At 44.2% G+C, this 19050-nt stretch carries 16 protein-coding genes; 11 read left to right on the forward strand and 5 right to left on the reverse strand.

The window, feature by feature from the left end; translation table 11 throughout:
- Position 1 precedes the first annotated feature (1 nt).
- The 4 genes from BK582_RS09230 (at position 2) to secY (ending at position 5928) form a co-directional block, all read left to right on the forward strand.
- Entirely contained in the window at positions 2-742 is a 741-nt protein-coding gene (locus tag BK582_RS09230; RefSeq protein ID WP_078594524.1) for an ABC transporter ATP-binding protein, read from the forward strand.
- A gap of 482 nt (positions 743-1224) precedes the next feature.
- A complete protein-coding gene (gene acsA, locus BK582_RS09235) occupies positions 1225-2937 on the forward strand; it encodes an acetate--CoA ligase (RefSeq protein WP_078594526.1) in 1713 nt (570 codons plus the stop codon).
- Positions 2934-4241 carry a homoserine dehydrogenase gene (locus tag BK582_RS09240; protein WP_078594528.1) on the forward strand — a complete coding sequence of 436 codons (1308 nt, stop codon included), beginning with the start codon at positions 2934-2936 and terminating at the stop codon, positions 4239-4241. The genes acsA and BK582_RS09240 overlap by 4 nt, the downstream gene beginning before the upstream one ends.
- Before the next feature lie 385 nt (positions 4242-4626).
- Positions 4627-5928 carry a preprotein translocase subunit SecY gene (gene secY, locus BK582_RS09245; RefSeq protein ID WP_078594530.1) on the forward strand — a complete coding sequence of 434 codons (1302 nt, stop codon included), beginning with the start codon at positions 4627-4629 and terminating at the stop codon, positions 5926-5928.
- Between the two features lie 585 nt (positions 5929-6513).
- On the opposite strand, the gene BK582_RS09250 is transcribed toward secY, so the two are convergent.
- On the reverse strand, positions 6514-7770 hold the full coding sequence (locus tag BK582_RS09250) for an MFS transporter (protein ID WP_078594532.1): 1257 nt from the start codon (positions 7768-7770) through the stop codon (positions 6514-6516).
- A 71-nt stretch (positions 7771-7841) separates the two neighbouring features.
- A complete protein-coding gene (locus BK582_RS09255) occupies positions 7842-8738 on the reverse strand; it encodes an ArsR/SmtB family transcription factor (protein ID WP_078594534.1) in 897 nt (298 codons plus the stop codon).
- A 171-nt stretch (positions 8739-8909) separates the two neighbouring features.
- Here BK582_RS09255 and BK582_RS09260 point away from each other — a divergent pair, with 171 nt between their 5' ends.
- Entirely contained in the window at positions 8910-9548 is a 639-nt protein-coding gene (locus BK582_RS09260) for a PH domain-containing protein (RefSeq protein ID WP_078594535.1), read from the forward strand.
- A 92-nt stretch (positions 9549-9640) separates the two neighbouring features.
- Here BK582_RS09260 and BK582_RS09265 read toward each other — a convergent pair whose 3' ends face one another.
- The 3 genes from BK582_RS09265 to BK582_RS09275 all read right to left on the reverse strand — a co-directional run bounded on the left by BK582_RS09265 (position 9641) and on the right by BK582_RS09275 (position 11205).
- Positions 9641-10201 (reverse strand): methyltransferase family protein, encoded by a 561-nt coding sequence (locus BK582_RS09265; RefSeq protein WP_078594536.1) that lies wholly within the window; start codon positions 10199-10201, stop codon positions 9641-9643.
- Between the two features lie 327 nt (positions 10202-10528).
- Positions 10529-10909 (reverse strand): spore coat protein, encoded by a 381-nt coding sequence (locus BK582_RS09270; protein ID WP_078594537.1) that lies wholly within the window; start codon positions 10907-10909, stop codon positions 10529-10531.
- A 20-nt stretch (positions 10910-10929) separates the two neighbouring features.
- Positions 10930-11205, reverse strand: coding sequence for a hypothetical protein (locus BK582_RS09275; protein WP_078597936.1), 276 nt, complete (start codon positions 11203-11205; stop codon positions 10930-10932).
- Between the two features lie 320 nt (positions 11206-11525).
- On the opposite strand from BK582_RS09275, the gene BK582_RS09280 reads away from it, so the two are divergent.
- From BK582_RS09280 to gcvH, 6 genes are all read left to right on the forward strand, one after another.
- A complete protein-coding gene (locus BK582_RS09280; RefSeq protein WP_078594538.1) occupies positions 11526-13913 on the forward strand; it encodes a 3-hydroxyacyl-CoA dehydrogenase/enoyl-CoA hydratase family protein in 2388 nt (795 codons plus the stop codon).
- Between the two features lie 24 nt (positions 13914-13937).
- Positions 13938-15116: an acetyl-CoA C-acetyltransferase gene (locus BK582_RS09285; protein ID WP_078594539.1), complete on the forward strand. Its 1179-nt coding sequence runs from the start codon at positions 13938-13940 to the stop codon at positions 15114-15116.
- A 97-nt stretch (positions 15117-15213) separates the two neighbouring features.
- Positions 15214-16995 (forward strand): acyl-CoA dehydrogenase family protein, encoded by a 1782-nt coding sequence (locus BK582_RS09290; RefSeq protein ID WP_078594540.1) that lies wholly within the window; start codon positions 15214-15216, stop codon positions 16993-16995.
- 514 nt (positions 16996-17509) lie between these two features.
- Positions 17510-17671, forward strand: coding sequence for a hypothetical protein (locus BK582_RS26910; RefSeq protein WP_169910929.1), 162 nt, complete (start codon positions 17510-17512; stop codon positions 17669-17671).
- Between the two features lie 79 nt (positions 17672-17750).
- Complete coding sequence (locus tag BK582_RS09300; protein WP_078594542.1) at positions 17751-18107, forward strand: arsenate reductase family protein; 357 nt, start codon at positions 17751-17753, stop codon at positions 18105-18107.
- Between the two features lie 147 nt (positions 18108-18254).
- Positions 18255-18641 carry a glycine cleavage system protein GcvH gene (gene gcvH, locus BK582_RS09305; protein WP_078594543.1) on the forward strand — a complete coding sequence of 129 codons (387 nt, stop codon included), beginning with the start codon at positions 18255-18257 and terminating at the stop codon, positions 18639-18641.
- The last annotated feature ends 409 nt before the right edge of the window (positions 18642-19050 follow it).

Consider the following 19050-nt stretch of genomic DNA (forward strand, 5'->3'; position numbering starts at 1 on the left):
GATGAGTTTAACTGTAGAAAATGTAAGCAGAAGTTTTTCAGGAGATAAGGCAGTTGATAATGTATCCTTTACTGCGAAGAAAGGGGAAATCATCGGGCTTCTCGGTACGAGCGGATGTGGAAAAAGCACCGTTCTCCGAGCTATATCAGGGCTTGATACTGGTTATGAAGGAACGATCACAGTTAACGGCCTGAAGAGCAGGTCTGTGAACAAGGATCTGGGGATCATTTTTCAGGAACCGAGATTAATGCCTTGGCTCACTGTCCTTGATAATGTCTGCTTCGGCCTGGAAGGGGACAAAAAAGAGAAAAAAACGAAAGCGTTAAAGCTGCTGCAGCAAGTTGGCCTCCATGGATTTGAGCATTATTATCCGAAACAGCTGTCAGGGGGGATGGCGCAGAGAACCGCTATCGCCAGAGCCCTTGTAACAGAACCGGAAACGCTTCTCCTCGATGAGCCGTTCAGTGCTCTTGATGCGTTCACGAAGCTGCAGCTTCAGGATATGCTGCTTGATCTCTGGAACAGTTACCAGCCGACGATGGTAATCGTGACGCATGATATTGATGAAGCTTTGTATCTCTGCGACCGGATTATCATTCTGAAAGGGCAGCCTGGAAGCGTCCATAAAAACATTGAAATTAACAAACAAAAACCGAGAAGCAAAGCTGACCCTGAGCTAACTAAATTAAAGGGAGAAATTCTTAAAGCCCTTGAACTTGAAAAGAAAGCAGCATCCTTTTAATTGATTGATTATTGGCAATGATCAATTGATTTCCGACCAAAAACTCCGGATAAAGGCAGTGTTACGGAGCTTATAATACCCTGTAATAAGCAGTGTTGATTGCAGCCTAAGACGGCGGTGACTGTCTCTTCCTCTGCTCCTGCGGTTACTCGTCGCAAAAAGAGTTCTGCTCCTGCGGTTACTCGTCGCAAAAAGAGTTCTGCAAGCTTAGCTCCGTAGAATATCCGTCGAGACAACTCGATGTATTTGCGGTGAAGAAGATGCTCGTTCTTGCGGGAACAGCATGAAAAGCTGAAAATCCATTTTTGCCTGCGTTCAGCCGTCAAAAATTAGTTGAAGCCGTGCCCGCAGAACGCGTCCGTCTGAAGCGTAAATCGAACAAGAAAATAACATTTTAAGATAATGATAGTATTAATGATTAAAATCTTGAATTCTAAAAATGATTCAGTTTAACAAATTGTTTTTATAAGGAGGCAATAACGATGACAGCACAATTAACTAAAGAGAAGCGGACGATTCTGCCTCCTGTCAGAACAAGCAAAGCAAACCTTCAGGATTATGATAAAACAATTAACGAATTCAGCTGGGATGACGCCCTGAATGAACTTGCCAAGGCGCCTGCAGGACAGTGGAACGCGGCTTATGAATGTATCGACCGTCACGCAGATGAGGGTTACGGAGAAAAAACAGCCCTTCTTTTTACTGACGGAGACAGAGAGGAAAGCTACAGCTTTTCAGAAGTTAAACAGATAACAGATAATTATGCGAGAGTTTTACTTAAGAACGGAGTCAAAAAAGGTGACCGTGTCTTCATCTTCCTTCCTAAATCACCGGACTGCTATTTCACTATCCTGGCTGCCATAAAAGTGGGAGCAATCGCAGGGCCTCTTTTTGAAGCATTTATGGAAGACGCAGTGAAAGACAGAATGACAGATTGTGAGGCTCAGTATTTAATTACTGACGCAGCGCTTGGTAAACGTGTACCTTACGAGGAAATCCCGTCCCTCATTAAAACATGGGATATTTCTGAACTGCAGCAGGAAGCAGAGAGCTTGCCTGAGGACGATTCTCCTGTTGTGTGGGTTGATAAAGAAGACGGGATGCTGATCCATTACACATCCGGATCAACTGGCAAACCAAAAGGCGTGCTGCACGCTCACCGGACTATACCTCACCAGTATATTACCGGAAAATGGGTGCTGGACATCCAGGAAGACGATGTTTACTGGTGCACCTCACATCCTGGCTGGGTAACAGGAAGTGTATACGGGGTTTTTGCTCCATGGCTTAACCGGGCAACTGTCGTCATTCACGGAGGGCGTTTTGATGCGGAGCAGTGGTATGAATTGATTGAAAAATTCAAAGTATCTGTCTGGTACAGCGCACCCACAGCTTTCAGGATGTTAATGAGCCAGGGGGTAGCATATAAAAACTATGATCTTTCTTCATTAAGGCATATTTTAAGTGTTGGTGAGCCCCTCAACCCGGAAGTGATTTACTGGGCATATGAGAAATTCGGTGTGCGGATTCACGATACATGGTGGATGACGGAAACTGGCGGCCACCTGATCGTTAACCTGCCTTCCCAGCCAATTAAACCAGGATCCATGGGACGTGCTTTTCCGGGAATTGAAGTAGGCATTCTTGATGAAAATAATGATCCCCTTCCAAGAGGAGAAACAGGAAAGCTGGCTGTAAAAGCTCCATGGCCAGGGCTTATGAAAGAGATTTGGAAAAATGAAGCGAAATACCGCTCTTATTTTACAGACAATGGCTGGTATATCTCCGGCGATACAGCTTATCAGGATGATGACGGTTATGTCTTTTTCAACGGCCGGGATGATGACTTAATTAAGACTTCTGGTGAAAGGGTAGGTCCCTTTGAGGTGGAAAGTAAGCTTATTGAGCATCCAGCTGTTGCGGAAGCAGGCGTAATTGGCAAACCAGACCCGGTAAGGGGAGAAATTATAAAAGCCTTCGTTACACTGCGGGAAGGGTATTCGGAAACACCCGACCTTGTCGAGGAAATACGAGTCTTTGTTAAAACAGAGCTTGCGGCTCATGCTGCGCCTAAAGAAATTGAAATACTTAATGAGCTTCCGAAAACGAAAATCAGCGGGAAAATATTACGACGGGTACTAAAAGACAGGGAGATAAAAAAGCTGCGGCAGGAGAAAGGAGCATCAGGCCAATGACCTTAAAACCTTATAAAATTGCTATAATCGGTTTTGGAACAGTAGGTGAAGGAGTTTATGAGACAATCGAAAAAAAATCGGAAAAGCTCGGTTTACTCCTAGGGCGCCAGGTTGAAGTTCCTGTTGTTCTCGTAAAAAACGGAGATAAGCCGAGGCAGGTCAGCAGGAAGACGGAAATCACCACCTCTTTTGATTTGATATTAAATAAGAAAGAGATTGATGCGGTGGTGGAGGCTACTCCGGATGCTGCTACTGGCTATCCTTATGCAGCTGCCCTTCTGGAGAAGGGTGTGTCTGTCATCACCGCTAATAAGGAGCTTGTAGCAAAGCATGGGGAAGAGCTTCAAAGACTCGCTGAACGATCAGGGGCAGATCTCCTCTACGAAGCTGCTGTAGCAGGGGGGATTCCATTACTGAACACACTCAGGCATACGCTTAAAACAAATACGATTGACAAACTGGAAGGTATCCTTAATGGAACTTCAAATTATATATTAACAAAAATGCGTACTGAGAGAGCTCCATTTACCTCTGCCCTGGAAGAGGCTCAGGAAAAAGGGTACGCGGAAGCAGTCCCCGACAAAGATGTTGATGGATGGGATGCTTATTATAAAACTACGATTTTAAGCAGGTGGATATACGGGAAGTCTCCTGTCTGGCAGGACAACGCTCCGCGGGGAATACGAAATGTTGCCTCTGAGGATATTAAACTTGCTGAAAAAGCAGGAGGAAGACTTAAACACATTGCTTCATTAGTGAAAAGAGGAACGGAGGTGCATGCTTCTGTAACACCTTGTTTCCTGCTCGACAATCATCCTTTATATAATGTAGAGGGCGTAAATAACGGTATTAATATAGAAGGAAGTATTGTAGGATCCGTACTGCTTCAGGGGCCAGGCGCAGGTAAATTTCCAACAGCGAGCGCTGTTGTGGAGGATCTGGTGAATCTGTTAAAAAATAAGCATGAGCTTCCTGAAAGTAAGGGAACGGAATTTTTATCACATGGCTTGAACAAAGAAGCAGGGGAGCATTCAGATGAGGACAATTCTGTTTATTTTCTGGCATGGGATGGGTCAGCTGCTAAAAAAGCAGCATTACCAGGGGAGGCTGTGTTATGGCAGTCCGAAAATGAGTTCGGCACTTCTGCTGCAATCGTTCATTTTCCTGGTGAGTCTGCCAGAGGGCTGGAGAAATTTCAACGGAACGGTGGAAGAGTTTATCCCCTGTCCACTAATAACCCTGTCAACACAATCAGAGCAGATATAAGCAAAGAAGAGGGAAAGAAGCGGCTGTCTTATATTTAAAGCAGCTGCTTTTCTTTTCGTTTTAGTACATATGAAGGTGGAGACAATTAAAAGTAGTGGCGAAATGCTTCGAATTAACCTGAAATGATAATTGACTGAAAAAAGGGTTCAAAAGTCCCGTAAAATGATGGAATTGCTGATGATCTTGTTTATTACTGGGGCAATAGTTATTGTTTTTAGGTTCTGCGGATCCGGAAAAGAGTGACAAATCATTATATAAACTGCAGTAGGATAGCAGTCTAACCCCAGTAAACTCCAGCGGAAATTAACCTTTTTTGTCGAATCTAAAAAATTATCAAAATTTTGCGAGGTTTTATGATATTCTAGTAAGAACAAGACCGAACAATAGAGAAAGGTCATATTTTAAAAGGTAGAGGTGCTGCACATGTTTCGTACACTCCGTAACATTTTTCGCGTGGGGGATCTGCGCAACAAGATTATCTTCACATTACTTATGCTGGTTGTGTTTCGTATCGGCGCACATATTCCGGCACCTGGTGTCAATGCTGATGTCCTCAACTTCGAAGGACTTGCCGCATTTGGCTTCCTTAACGCATTCGGGGGAGGAGCTTTAGAAAACTTCTCTATTTTTGCTACTGGAATCATGCCTTATATTACTGCTTCAATTATTGTCCAGTTACTACGAATGGACGTTGTTCCTAAATTCGCCGAGTGGGCTAAAGAAGGAGAAGCAGGCCGTAAGAAGCTTGCTCAGGTTACCCGCTACGGTACGATCGGTATAGCATTTTTACAAGGGTTAGCGCTGTCAGCAGGTTTCAATAATATTATGCCTGGCCTTGTGCCCGACCCTAGTTTTGGTAAATACATTCTCATCGCCATTGTCCTGACTGCAGGAACTGCCTTCCTTATGTGGCTTGGTGAGCAGATTACTGCGAAAGGTGTAGGAAACGGAATTTCCATTATCATTTTCGGTGGTATTGTCTCCGCCCTTCCAAACGGCGTAAATCAATTATACGCAAGCTACATTGCGGATGCTGGAGATCAGCTTTTCGTTAATATAGTAATCATTGCATTGTTAGCGCTTGCTGTACTGGCAATCGTTGTAGTCGTGGTTTTTGTACATCAGGCAATCAGAAAGATTCCTGTGCAGTATGCTAAGAAAATGGCTGTTGGAGGACGTCCTACAGGAGGACAGTCGACTCACCTGCCGCTGAAAGTAAACGCAGCAGGGGTTATCCCGGTTATTTTCGCCATGTCACTATTCGTTTTTCCGCCGACTGTAGCAAACCTGGCAGGTGCTGATACAGCAGTAGGCCAGTGGATTGTAGCTAACTTTGATAATACGCAGCTATTCGGGATGCTGTTTTACGCAGCATTGATTATCGGATTTGCTTACTTCTATACATTTGTTCAGATCAACCCAGAACAAATGGCGGAAAACCTCCGCAAACAAAACGGCTTTATTCCAGGAATCCGCCCTGGTAAAAATACCGAGGTGTACATTACCCGCACGCTTTACAGACTCACGTTCGTGGGCTCGCTGTTCCTGGCATCAGTTTCAATTGTACCCCTGCTGTTCACCGCAGCAATGGGGCTGCCGCCAGCTGTACAGATCGGCGGAACAGGACTCCTCATCGTCGTCGGTGTTGCATTAGATACCATGAAACAAATCGACAGCCAGCTCATCGACCGCCGCTATACAGGCTTCCTGAAGAAGAGCTCTTAATTAATTTTAATATTCATTTCAAACCTCCGTGGGCGGTCCTTCCGCCGCGGGGGTTTTTGTTTTGGTTTTTGGGAGCGTGGGTTGTGGCGGTAACGTGTCGTGGGTTCCTGGAACCAAGGTGCCAGGATGGGAGAAGAAGTATGAGGGAGAATGAGTGAGGAAAAGGGAGGTATTCAACGTGTCCCCAGTGTACCTGGAACCGGGGTACCTGGAACCAAAGTGCAAAAAGGAACATAAGTGAGGATAAGTGAGAAAAGGAGAGAAGTCCAACGTGGCACCGTTGAACCCGGTCCGCTGGAACCCGGTCCCGAGGTGCCAGGTTGCCAGAGCGAGTATAAGCGAGCATGAATGAGCTTTTTGGAGCCACGCCAACCAACTCACCCCATCCCAACCACACGACTTCCCACGACCACCCCCGCCTCATCCCAACATTAATCCCGATGTAACCGTCCGTAAAACTCCCGCCTCAAAACATGAGTGGAAGCGAAGATGTTCATGCGGGAGATAACGGACGCTAACATCCCGATTGGTTCAACTAACAACCAGTGGGGGATGAATAAAACCCCCACTGATTGAAGGTTCACTTTATGTCACAGCTTTTTTACCAGCCCCTGGGTCCCCCACGACAGCACGGTCCCCGATCGGGACGTTAAGCTGGTAAAATATTCGCGAATTCCATGCAATCAAAGTAGCAATTACGATGACGGTCCCGAGCCCAGTGAATAACAAGGTAAAGCTGTATATCTCAGCAAAAACACCGCCGAGCCCCGCACCTAGCGGAATCCCTGACTGGGCCAGGAGAGTCCTCACTGTAAAGACACGCCCTCTGATATTTTCAGGCACCCGCTTTTGGTAAAAGGTTGTGTTATTAATTGTAAAAACAATGGCGAAGACACCCTGGCACATGGAAAAAAACAAAGCCAGCCACACATTTGTAGTTAAGCCGAGAAGGATAAACAATACGCCACCCATAGTCAGGCTGCCGAGCATAACGAAACGGAGGTTCTTTGGCTGCCTGAAAAACCCGGTTATAAAAGAGCCGAACACCATACCGAGAGAGAACAAGGACATAAACAATCCATATTGAAATTCGGTGCCTCTGAGGTGTTCAATAACAAATGGAAGAAACATTGGCTGGGCTGCACCAGTACTGAAATTTATAATCATCATCAGAATTCCGATCCAGAAAAGGACAGGATACAGCCTGAAAAATCCGATGCCTTCTTTAAACATAGCCAACCATGATGGCTTCACTGAAGGTTGGTTCCGCTCCATTTTTTGCACGAATAACAGAAGAATTCCAGATAAGGTAACCGCAGTTACAAGAATAGAGATAACCGCCAGCGGACCTAGCATGGTTAACAGCAGCCCGCCCAGAGCAGGCCCTATGAGCATCATTGTCTGCATTGTACCTTCGAGAATGGAATTGCCCCGCTGCAGATGTTCTTTCGGTAAAATAAACGCAACATAAGACATACTGGCTGGCCGGAAGAGGGGTTCAGCAAGCCCTGTAACCATTGCAGCGATAAACAGTACAGGCAGCTGAAGCTGATCAGTAAACAGCAAAACAGCCGGAATGAAAAACGCCACAGCTCTCAGCCATTCAGAAATGATCATTACAGTTTTGTACTGGAACCTGTCGATATAAGGGCCGGCGAGAAGGTTAGTCAGCAGGCTTGGCACCATAAAGGACACCCATATCATACTCATAGCTATCTTCGAGCCCGATAAATCGTAAACAAGCCAGGAAATGATAAAAGCAGCGAATGTTCCTCCCAGACCAGAAGCTCCCTGGGCAAGCCATAAAAACAAAAACGAGCGTTTGAAAATAAACTCTTTCATTTCGTTCCTCCGTTTTATTAAGAAATTTTTCTTATTAAAAGACTTCCTAATCTAAGGGTGCCGTTTAGTTCCTATGATGTAATATATTTTTTTATTTTCCTTTCCATTTCCGTTAAGCCTTCTTCCCTGTAGCTGAAGCTTTCTGGTCTGCCAGGTGAGATATGGATACGGACGAGCCCGGCTGCACGAAGGGAGATCAGATGATGATGGACAGTACTCTTTGCAAGGCCGCTGTATTCATGGATCTTTTTAAAGGTTTCCGGCTGGCCCTCTGCGAGGAATTTTAATATTTTTATTCTGTTTTCATCCGATAATGCCTGCTGTGCCCGCATCGACTCAGGAGGAATGGACTGGCCAGGCCCTGTTATTCCATCCGCGGCATACTGGTAAAAGAGCTGATTTTCTCCATAGCTGTACAGAACAACGGGGCGGGAGTGATACTGGGGCAGAAGAAATACCTTTTGTTCATCTGGCTGATTTTCCAGATAAAAACCTCTCGTGGTTTTTTCTATCACTTCCACTTCGTTTAATTGACTCAGTGCTTCTTCTGTTTTAAGATGCTGAGTATTTAACTCCTGAAAGATTCGCGGATCCAAAACAGAGAAGTATTTCCTGTGCCATTGTTCAAGAATTGGACCTGTCTCCATAATGGGCACAGGTGGTTCAGCCGGAAGCTGATTTATCGTTGGGAGGGAAGGAGGAAGATCTTCTGTTTCTGAAATCCAGGATAACAGATCCTCAATGGATTCCCCTGTTTCTCCTTGTAATACCGCGCTATGAACACAGCTTATAGTAGTAAGAATCTCCTCATTTTGTAAACTTTTCAGGAATTCATCATCAAAAGACTTTGCTGTTGCGTTTCGCCACTTTGTTCCAAGGTCGACTTTCTTCCAGAGACTCTTTGTTGAGAAAACATAAAGACTTACGAGGAATTCCATTTGTGGTGTAAATTTAGAAATTACTTGCATATTGTTCGACTCCAATCGAATGATTATTTTTATAGTTCGATTATATTCGAACGAAACACAATTAGCAACCGGGAATTATAATATTCTGTAAATTAGACACCTGGGAGAAAATCTGGAATAATTAAGGAGAGAGATACCGGAATAATAAATGAATTTAAAAGGAGGGGCAGGATGCCGAAAAAGGATGGAGGCTTAGTATTTTATCCACGTAAAAGCGACCGTTTGGAGGGGAAAAACAAAACGTCCTTCCATGTTACGGTGATTTTATTTTATTCCTTGATTCTTTTTTCACTGGGCGTACTCATATACACTATAGTTGTAGCAGGAGCTTCAGTATTCGGGAACTTCATGTATCCGTTCTTTTATCCCCTTTTGGCTGCCGCAACTCTTTACGCAACTAACAAGCCGCCTATACCTTTTCTCAGCAAAAAAGAAAAGCTGGAGAATCTGCAGTATCATTTGAACGAGAAGGAATTGCATATTATTTTATCCGGTAAAATAAAAATGTCGGTCCCGTATAAGAGTATTTTTTATGCGGAAAAGCTCCCTGAGCCAATTGGAAAACCTGGGTCTGTCCAGTCACAGGGAAAATTTTTATGGATCGCTGATCAAGCTATCGGAGTAGACGACTACGGGGCCCTTTATGTTTTCTCCAGTTCACTGTCAGAAGGAGTTTTACTGCATCGGAAGTTTGAAAAAATACTTGTTTCTCCTGAAAAAGACGAGGAATTTATGGCGGAAATAAAAAGGCGCGCGAAAGTTGAGGAGTCAAATAAGAAAGCAGCCTCCTTAATGAAAAATATAAGGTGAGAAAAAATGTTTTGACAGTACACCAGCCGGGCTCAATTTATAATGAGCCCGGCTGGTTTTTTCTCCGTAAGAACCAGAGGTTAATAATAAGATTAGTATAGAAAAGGAACAAGGCGGAATCGGTGGCGGCACCAGTAAACATAAATGTCACCATATTTTTTCTGGAAAAATGCCTCTTCCAGACTCATTCTGTAGTGAAGAGCGCTTCCTACAAAAATAAAGGTAAACAGCAGCGAGAGCCAGTGGCCGCTTATAAACAGGCATGTTCCTGCAGCAATCAGGAAAAAACCTGTATGAAAAGGGTGTCTGGTAAATCTGTATGGGCCGCTGCTGTACAGAGGCTGGTCTTCAGACGGAATAATTGTTCTTGTGAAATAAGGCTTTGTAAAACGGTAAGTCCAGTAACGCAGCAGCAAGCCGCTGCCGATAAAAAACAAGCCGATATTTTTGCATAATACAGAAGAACTTTCGAAAAAGGTGCTGATCAGGAATCCCGCCGATACAGCACACAGAAACATAAAGGAAAGCAAACCTTTCAGTAAGACGGCTTTACTCCATACCTCCTTTTTCTTTTCGTGGGATTCAGTAAACACAAACCATTCCAGCAGCCAGGCGGCAATTAAAATGATGAAAAAAAGGACAGTGATATTCATACTCCTAGTCTGTACGGAAATAGAAAAATTACACCTGCATTACCACGAAATACTGTGGTTCATTGCAGAAAAAAGTGATTTTTCCATCCAGTAATAATTGTTCAATTACAGAGCGCTGAATGGAATTAGGAATATTAGACGGCTATCCACAAAATTACGCTTTCAATCAGCGAAATGGGGGGTCAATCGTCGAAATGATTTTTTCCTCGAAACAGGGGGGAAACCCAAAATGATAAATCCTGAAACCGAGAAGACCAACGAACAAAATGCCCCCAATTTCCAAACATCAAAAAAAGAGACAGATATAAATCTGCCTCCGTTCTTCTTTTATTGAGTCTGATTATTCTGCCCGTTGCTGTAGGGCATCTGGTTTTCGTAACCTGTGAATCGCTGGTAGGACTGCTGAAGGGTTTGCGGCTGTGCAGCTTCGAAGCTGTACCAGCCTTTTTCAAACATTAAATTAAACAAGTCACGCTGGCAGCGCTGGGATTCCACGAAAACCTGTTCAAGGTCCATGTATAATGCTTCATGGCTTGCTTCGTTCAGCGCAGTGGAATAAGACGACGTCATGTATTTTTCCGTTGCAAGCATGTCGTTAATATAATCCCTGTCTGTCATTTGAGGCGTTTCCGGAATCTGAGTCTTAGGGTTTTTGATTTTGCTTTGCTGCTGGCCTTGATTTTGCCCCTGGCCTTGTCCGTTATTCATATTTAGGAATCCTCCTTTCTTTATTGTAATTGACTGCTGTTCTGAGATTGATTTTGTTTATCAAAATGAGCGAGCAGCATTTGATAATGCATATGATGCATTCTTCCTGCTTCATCAAGTGCCTGTGAAATCTGCTGATCCTGGCATTGGGCAGCGAAAGCGTGCGCTTTTTTCATTGCAAGTAAGTTCCAGGAGAGCATATCACTGATGTATAAATGATCTTTGCTTGTAATCACTTCCGGCGGCTCAGGCATGATGTTTTGCTGCTGAGGCTGCATGCCAGGCTGCTGGTTCATTCCCGTTGTCTGCTGATCCATTTTTTCCATCCACCTCCGATATTTTTAAATAATGAGCCATTCACTCCGTTAGTTTACTTCAGAGGCGGAGAACTATACTTCCACAAAAAGAGCAGTTTTTTTGCACAAAAACACTATGATAAACGTAAAATGAATAGAATTAAGAAAATTTTCAGTCATCACTATTGCGTCTGACCGAAAAAAATTATATAGTAATAGTTGTAAACATTTCGTGTAAAATTTTGCTGCACATTGGGTGCAAAATTTTTTGCTCAAAAAATGAATGAGTATTCATTCAAAGCGGGAGAAGGAGGTACTTCATGACTGGGAAGATCAAAAAAGTAGCAGTATTGGGTTCAGGTGTAATGGGTTCAGGTATCGCAGCTCATTTAGCCAATATCGGTATTCCAACACTCTTACTTGACATTGTGCCAAGAGAATTGACCTCAGCAGAAGAGAAGAAGGGATTGACTCTGGAAGATAAAGCGGTGAGAAACCGGCTTGCGACAGAGTCGATTCAGAAGCTGAAAAAACAGAAACCGGCGCCATTGGCGAAAAAAGAAAATATTGACCTCATTGAAGCTGGAAACATGGAAGATGATATGAAGCGTCTTTCAGAGGTGGACTGGGTTATTGAAGTAGTGGTAGAAAATCTTGAAATCAAGCAGAAAGTTTTTGCTCAGGTTGATGAGTACAGGAAAGAAGGAACGATAATCAGTTCCAATACTTCTGGTATTTCCATCGAAGCGATGGCAGAAGGCCGTTCTGAAGATTTCCGCAGACATTTCCTGGGAACTCACTTTTTCAATCCGCCTAGATACTTAAAGCTTCTTGAAGTAATTCCCACGAAAGATACTTCTAAAGAAGTTTTCGATTACATGGTTAAATTCGGTGAAGATGTGTTAGGAAAGGGTGTTGTTGAAGCGAAGGACACGCCAAACTTTATAGCTAACCGGATTGGTACTTACGGCTTACTCGTTACAGTAAGGGAAATGCTTAACCGCGGTTTCTCCGTTGGTGAGGTTGACTCAGTAACAGGACCTGCAATCGGAAGGCCGAAAAGTGCAACTTTCAGAACACTGGATGTCGTGGGACTTGATACTTTCCTTCACGTTGCTAAAAATGTATACGACCAGGTGGAAGGGGAAGAAAAAGAAGTTTTCGATCCTCCTGCCTTCATGAAGGAAATGGCTGAAAAAGGCTGGCTTGGAAGCAAGTCAGGACAAGGCTTCTATTATAAGAAGAAAGGCGAAAAAGGAAGTGAGATCCTTGAGCTGGACTTCGAAACAATGGAGTATGTACCGCGTAAAAAGCTGAAAGCTCCTTCTGTACAGCAAAGCAAACAGGCGAAATCAAAGCAGGATAAATTGAAAGCGCTTGTATACGCTGATGACCGTGCAGGCGAGCTTGTCTGGAATATACTTAAACCGGTTCTTCTCTACTCCGCTGAGAAATACGCGGAGGTGGCGGAAAACATCCGTGACGTCGACCTTGCTATGAAGTGGGGATTCGGCTGGGAGCTTGGCCCATTTGAAACATGGGATGCCATCGGTCTTGAGAAGTCAGTTCAGCGTATGGAAGAAGAAGGAGAAACAGTTCCGGCATGGATTAAAGAAATGCTTGTTAAAGGATTTACAAGCTTTTATAAAGGCTATGACGGCTACTACCACAATGGAGAGTACGCTACAGCTGAAATAAATGAAAAAGTAATCAACATCAAACAGGTAAAAGAGGAAAGTGGCGTAATTACTAAAAATGCAGGAGCTTCTCTCATAGACATTGGAGACGATATCGCACTGCTGGAATTCACGTCACCAAACAACTCTATCGGTCTAGATGTGCTGCAGATGATCAGTAAATCCATTGATGAAGTGGATAAGAACTATCGCGGGCTTGTCATTAACAACCAGGGCAAGAACTTCTGTGTAGGTGCAAACCTGATGATGATTCTTATGGAAGCACAGGACTTCAACTGGCCTGAACTGGACCTTGTTGTCCGCCAGTTCCAGAATGCAATGGCAAAAATCCGTTACTCCTCTAAACCAGTAGTTACCGCACCGTTCGGAATGTCACTTGGCGGTGGAACAGAGATTTGCTTACCATCAGCAAGTATCCAGGCATCTATGGAAACTTACATGGGTCTTGTGGAAGTAGGAGTAGGATTAATCCCTGGAGGCGGTGGAAACAAAGAGCTTTACCTCCGTCAGATCGAAAGGCTTCCTGAAGGAGCTCAGATTGACCTGCAGGCTGTTGCGAACCAGGTGTTTGAAACAATAGCGATGGCTAAAGTAAGTACCAGCGCGCAAGAAGCGGAACAGCACGGATTTATCCGCCCGCAGGATGGAATAAGCATCAACGGAGACCACCTGCTTCATGATGCGAAACAAAAAGCACTTCACCTTGCAAACGCAGGTTACCAGGCTCCGAAACGTAAAAAGATTCCGGTAGTAGGTGAAACTGGTTATGCAGCAATGGTACTGGGCGCTAAGCAAATGGAGCTAAGCGGCTACATTTCAGAGCATGATATGAAAATCGCTGATAAACTCGCCTTCACAATTGCGGGCGGACGAGTGCCAAAAGGAACTGAAGTAGATGAACAATATTTACTGGACATCGAGCGTGAAGCCTTCCTGAGTCTTTTAGGTGAACCAAAGACTCAGCAGAGAATGTCACACATGCTGACAAAAGGCAAGCCGTTACGTAACTAAGAAAGTCTGAAGGAGGGGAATCTTTTGAGAGAAGCCGTCATAGTAGCAGGTGCGCGAACACCTGTAGGAAAAGCAAAAAGAGGTACATTAGCGAAAGTAAGGCCAGATGATTTAGGGGCTTTAACAATAAAAGAAACATTAAAACGAGCAAACAATTTTGATCCAAGCCGTGTAGAAGACGTCATTATCGGCTGTGCCATTCCGGAAGCAGAACAAGGGCTGAATATGGCCAGAAATATTTCCGCACTGGCGGGAATGCCAAATTCAACTCCTGCGATCACTATTAACAGGTACTGCTCATCCGGGCTGCAAAGTATCGCATATGCATCAGAAAGAATTATGCTCGGAAACTCCCAGGCAATTATCGCTGGCGGAGCGGAATCTATGAGTCTGGTTCCAATGACTGGACATGTGGTGGCGCCGAACCCAACACTCGTAGCGGAAGCTCCTGAGTACTACATGGGAATGGGCCATACTGCAGAAGAAGTGGCAAGACGTTTTGAAATCAGCCGTGAAGATCAGGACACTTTTGCAGCTGAAAGCCACAGAAGAGCTGCAAAAGCAATTGAAGAAGGAAAGTTTAAAGATGAAATCGTTCCTGTTCCAGTAACTATGCGCTCTTTCGACGAGAAACATAAGCTTGTCGAAAAAGAAATCCTGTTTGATACAGATGAAGGAGTACGCCACGGAACTACAGTGGAAACTCTTGCAAAACTTCGTCCAGCTTTCCATGTAAAAGGAACTGTAACAGCAGGAAACGCTTCACAAATGAGTGATGGTGCTGCCTCTGTTTTAGTAATGGACAGAGAAACAGCTGAAGCAGACGGATTGACTCCGTTAGTAAAATTCCGATCCTTCGCTGTAGCTGGTGTTGCGCCTGAAATTATGGGGGTAGGTCCTGTAGAAGCTATTCCTAAAGCGGTTAAGCTGGCAGGACTTGAACTTTCCGACATTGGATTATTTGAATTAAACGAAGCATTCGCTTCTCAGGCAATCCAGATTCACCGGGAACTGAAGCTTGATTATGACAAAGTTAATGTTAACGGCGGAGCAATCGCTCTGGGGCATCCGCTTGGCTGTTCAGGAACAAAGCTGACACTCAGCCTTATTCATGAAATGAAGCGTCGCGGCGAACAGTTCGGTGTCGTAACAATGTGTATCGGCGGCGGAATGGGCGCAGCTGGAGTCTTTGAACTGATCTGATAGATTACAAGAGTTGCCAGGCGGGTGTTCGCGTAACTTAGCCCGCCAGGCCTGAAATTTAAGTTTAATATTAAATACCATTCAAGGAGGAACGAGCATGACAACTTCAAGCAAAACAATTAAAGGCGGCGGCTTCTTACTGGAAGAGCTGACTCCTGAGCAGGTTTTTACACCGGAAGACTTTACAGATGAACATAAGATGATTGCGAAAACAACGGAAGATTTCGTTGTTGAGCAGGTAGTACCTGAGGTAGAAAAAATTGAAGAGCACCAATTCGACATTTCTGTCCGCTTACTGAAAGAAGCAGGAGAACTTGGTCTTTTAGGAGCCGACGTTCAGGAAGAGTACGGCGGAATCGGACTTGATAAAATCAGCTCTTCTTTAATCACCGAAAAATTCGCGCTTGCAGGTTCTTTCTCCCTTTCACACGGAGCTCACGTTGGAATCGGTTCTCTGCCTATCGTGTTCTTCGGTAACGAAGAGCAAAAGCATAAGTACCTTCCTGCATTAGCGACAGGCGAAAAGCTTGCTGCATATGCTCTAACAGAGCCAAGCTCAGGTTCTGACGCTTTAAGTGCAAAAACAGTGGCGAAATTAAATGACGCTGGAACTCACTATGTACTTAACGGTGAAAAACAGTGGATTACGAACGCTGGCTTCGCAGATGTCTTTGTTGTATACGCAAAAGTTGACGGTGAACATTTCACTGCGTTTATCGTAGAAAAAGACTTTGAAGGTGTTTCCACTGGTCCGGAAGAGAAGAAAATGGGTATTAAAGGTTCTTCTACTCGTACATTAATCCTTCAGGATGCTCTTGTACCGAAGGAAAATGTGCTTGGAGAAATCGGTAAAGGCCACGTTATCGCGTTTAACATCCTTAACATTGGACGTTACAAGCTTGGAGTAGGCTGTGTAGGCGGAGCTAAGCGTGCTATTGAAGTATCTGCTAAATATGCTAACGAGCGTAAGCAGTTTAAACTACCAATCTCTAAATTCACACTTATTCGCAAAAAGCTTGCAGAAATGGCTGTGAAAACTTATGCAGCAGAAAGCTCTATCTACCGTACAGGCGGATTGATTGACGCTGCATTTGAAAACCTTTCTGACGAAGAACAAAAAGACGGAGCTGCAGTTGGTAAAGCTATCGGTGAGTACGCAATTGAGTGCTCCCTGAACAAAGTATTCGGATCTGAAGTACTCGATTTCGTAGTAGACGAAGCAGTACAAATCCACGGTGGTTACGGCTTCATGGCAGAATACGAAGTAGAATCCATGTACCGTAACTCAAGAATCAACCGTATTTTTGAAGGAACTAACGAAATCAACCGTATGCTCGTACCTGGAACGCTTGTAAGAAAAGCAATGAAGGGCGAACTGCCGCTTCTTGAGAAAGCTGGAAACATTCAGGAAGAGCTTATGATGATGATGCCTCAGGAAGTAGGCGATGAGCCGCTTGAGCAGGAAAAATATCTTCTTGATAACGCTAAGAAAATCTTCATGATGGTTGCTGGTACTGCTGTTCAGAAATACGGCGAGAAGCTTGCGAAAGAACAGGAAATGCTTGCGAATGTAGCGGACATCGTTTCCGAAATCTTCAGCATTGAGTCTGTAATCCTTCGTACAGAAAAAGCAATCAACAAAGATGGTCTGGAGAAAGCAGAGCAGAAGCTTTTTATGACTCAGGTATTCACTCAGGAAGCGTTCAACCATATCGAAGCTATCGCGAAAGAGTCTCTCGTTGCTCTTGAAGACGGAGATACTGCACGCACAATGCTTTCTATTCTTAAGAAGCTGACTCGTCACAACCCAGTAGACGTAGTTGCTAAAAAGCGTGAAATCGCAGCGCGAATTGTTGAAGCTGAAAAGTACGTAATCTGATTTTTTCGCCGGATTTCCCGGAAAACTAATGTAAATTTGTTAGCCAATTTGGGGCACTCCCCTGCCCCAATAAAATAATTCTCCTTTCTAAAAAGAAAGGGCATTCTCCTCTCTGTATGACGCAAAAGAGCCCCTGTTTGGGGCTCTTTTGCCGTTGTGGAGGAATTGAGCAGCAAGAGGTATCTGCGTCTCTTGAGCGGGAGTTTGGGGCAGGCTGAAGGGGGGAAGAGGTGCTGTTATCCTTTGAGCATGGAGAAAGCATGCACTGAATTCCAGAAAGAGTGTGATTCAAGCGTTGAGTGTAAATAAAGCCCGCATTGAATTCCAGAAAGAAGGCGACTCATCCCTCGAGAAAGTCAGTGCCCCAGCTGAAGTAACGAACTGGAGCTGCTTTCCGCTCCCGTGCTCGTTTCAGCTCATTCACCCGCGGGTAAAAGATGAATGTACGTTAAATCTGGTTGCTTTCCTCACATTTGTGCATACTAAATAACCTAGCATTATGAGGAGGGATACAATGGATAAAAAAACAGGTAAGGAATTTTTCCATGAAGAGAGGATAGAATCCACTGAAAAGTTCACACAGGAGTCACGTCGTGGGGATACAGAACTGGAAACCTCTATTCAGGAAACGTATGAACAGCTTTCTCCGGAGGATACTGAAGGTAAAAATCAATAAGGGGCAGAATTATTGCCCCTTCCATAAATCAAATGTAATAATATAGAAAGAAAGTTAAAGGATTTAAGGAGGTTTTCACATGAGTTTAACATTTTATCACTACCCTAATTGTGATACTTGCAGGAAAGCGAAAAAGTGGATGGACGAACAAGGATTATCGTATGAGGCTACTCATATTGTAAATGACCCTCCCTCAAGGGAAGAAATCCAGGATATATATGAAAATAGCGGGCTTGAATTGAAGAAATTATTCAACACAAGCGGAAAGCGTTACCGGGAACTTGGCATGAAAGATAAAATGAAGGATTCCACAGAAGAGGAACTTCTGGACTTACTGGCTTCTGATGCCATGTTAATAAAACGGCCTTTAGTCAGCAATGGAACTAAGGCAACAGTAGGGTTCAAAGAGGAAACGTTTTCAGAAACCTGGAAATAAGCTGCGGAATGGTTGCTTATAGGAGTGTTAATATACTATATTTAAAGTTGAGGGTATATTTGCTGGACTGTGAAATACATAGTTTATATGGAATAAGTATCCACAGTCCGTATTCATTCTAATGATATGAAGCGGAGGGTTTTATGGATGAGTAATTTACCAAAGGAACTTAAGTATTCAGAAGAACACGAATGGGTAAAAACAGAAGATGGAAAAGTACGTATTGGTATTACTGACTTTGCACAGGCAGAGCTGGGAGACATTGTTTTCGTAGAGCTTCCTGAAGTAGGAGACGATATTGAAGCAGACGAGCCATTTGGCAGTGTAGAGTCTGTTAAAACTGTTTCTGAGCTATATGCCCCTGTCAGCGGCAAGGTAGTTGAAATCAATGAAGAGCTTGAAGACTCTCCGGAGTTTGTTAACGAATCTCCATATGAAAAAGCATGGATGATCGTTGTTGAACCTTCCGATTCTTCAGAAGTTGATAACTTAATGACAGCTGAGCAGTACGAAGAAATGATTAGTGAAGACTAATTAGCAAGCAGGAAGCAAGGGGCATATCAGGCCTCTTGCTTTTTTACTTGGCCTGTACTAAGGCTGCCTCGACAGTTTAAGTTTAGAATACCCGCGGAGAAAGTGATCGCAAGAAGGCCTTGCGTTACTTGAGAGGCTGACATCGCGTTACTCAAGGGATGCAAGAAGGCCTTGCGTTACTTGAGAGGCTGACATCCTGTTACTCAAGGGGTGCAAGAAGGTCTTGCGTTACTTGAGAGGCTGACATCGCGTTACTCATGGGGTGCAAGAAGGCCTTGCGTTACTTGAGAGGCTGACATCGCGTTACTCATGGGGTGCAAGAAGGCCTTGCGTTACTTGAGAGGCTGACACCGCGCGTTACTCATGGGGTGCAAGAAGGCCTTGCGTTACTTGAGAGGCTGACATCGCG

This window comes from Evansella clarkii (assembly GCF_002019695.1).
Taxonomy (GTDB): domain Bacteria; phylum Bacillota; class Bacilli; order Bacillales; family Salisediminibacteriaceae; genus Evansella; species Evansella clarkii.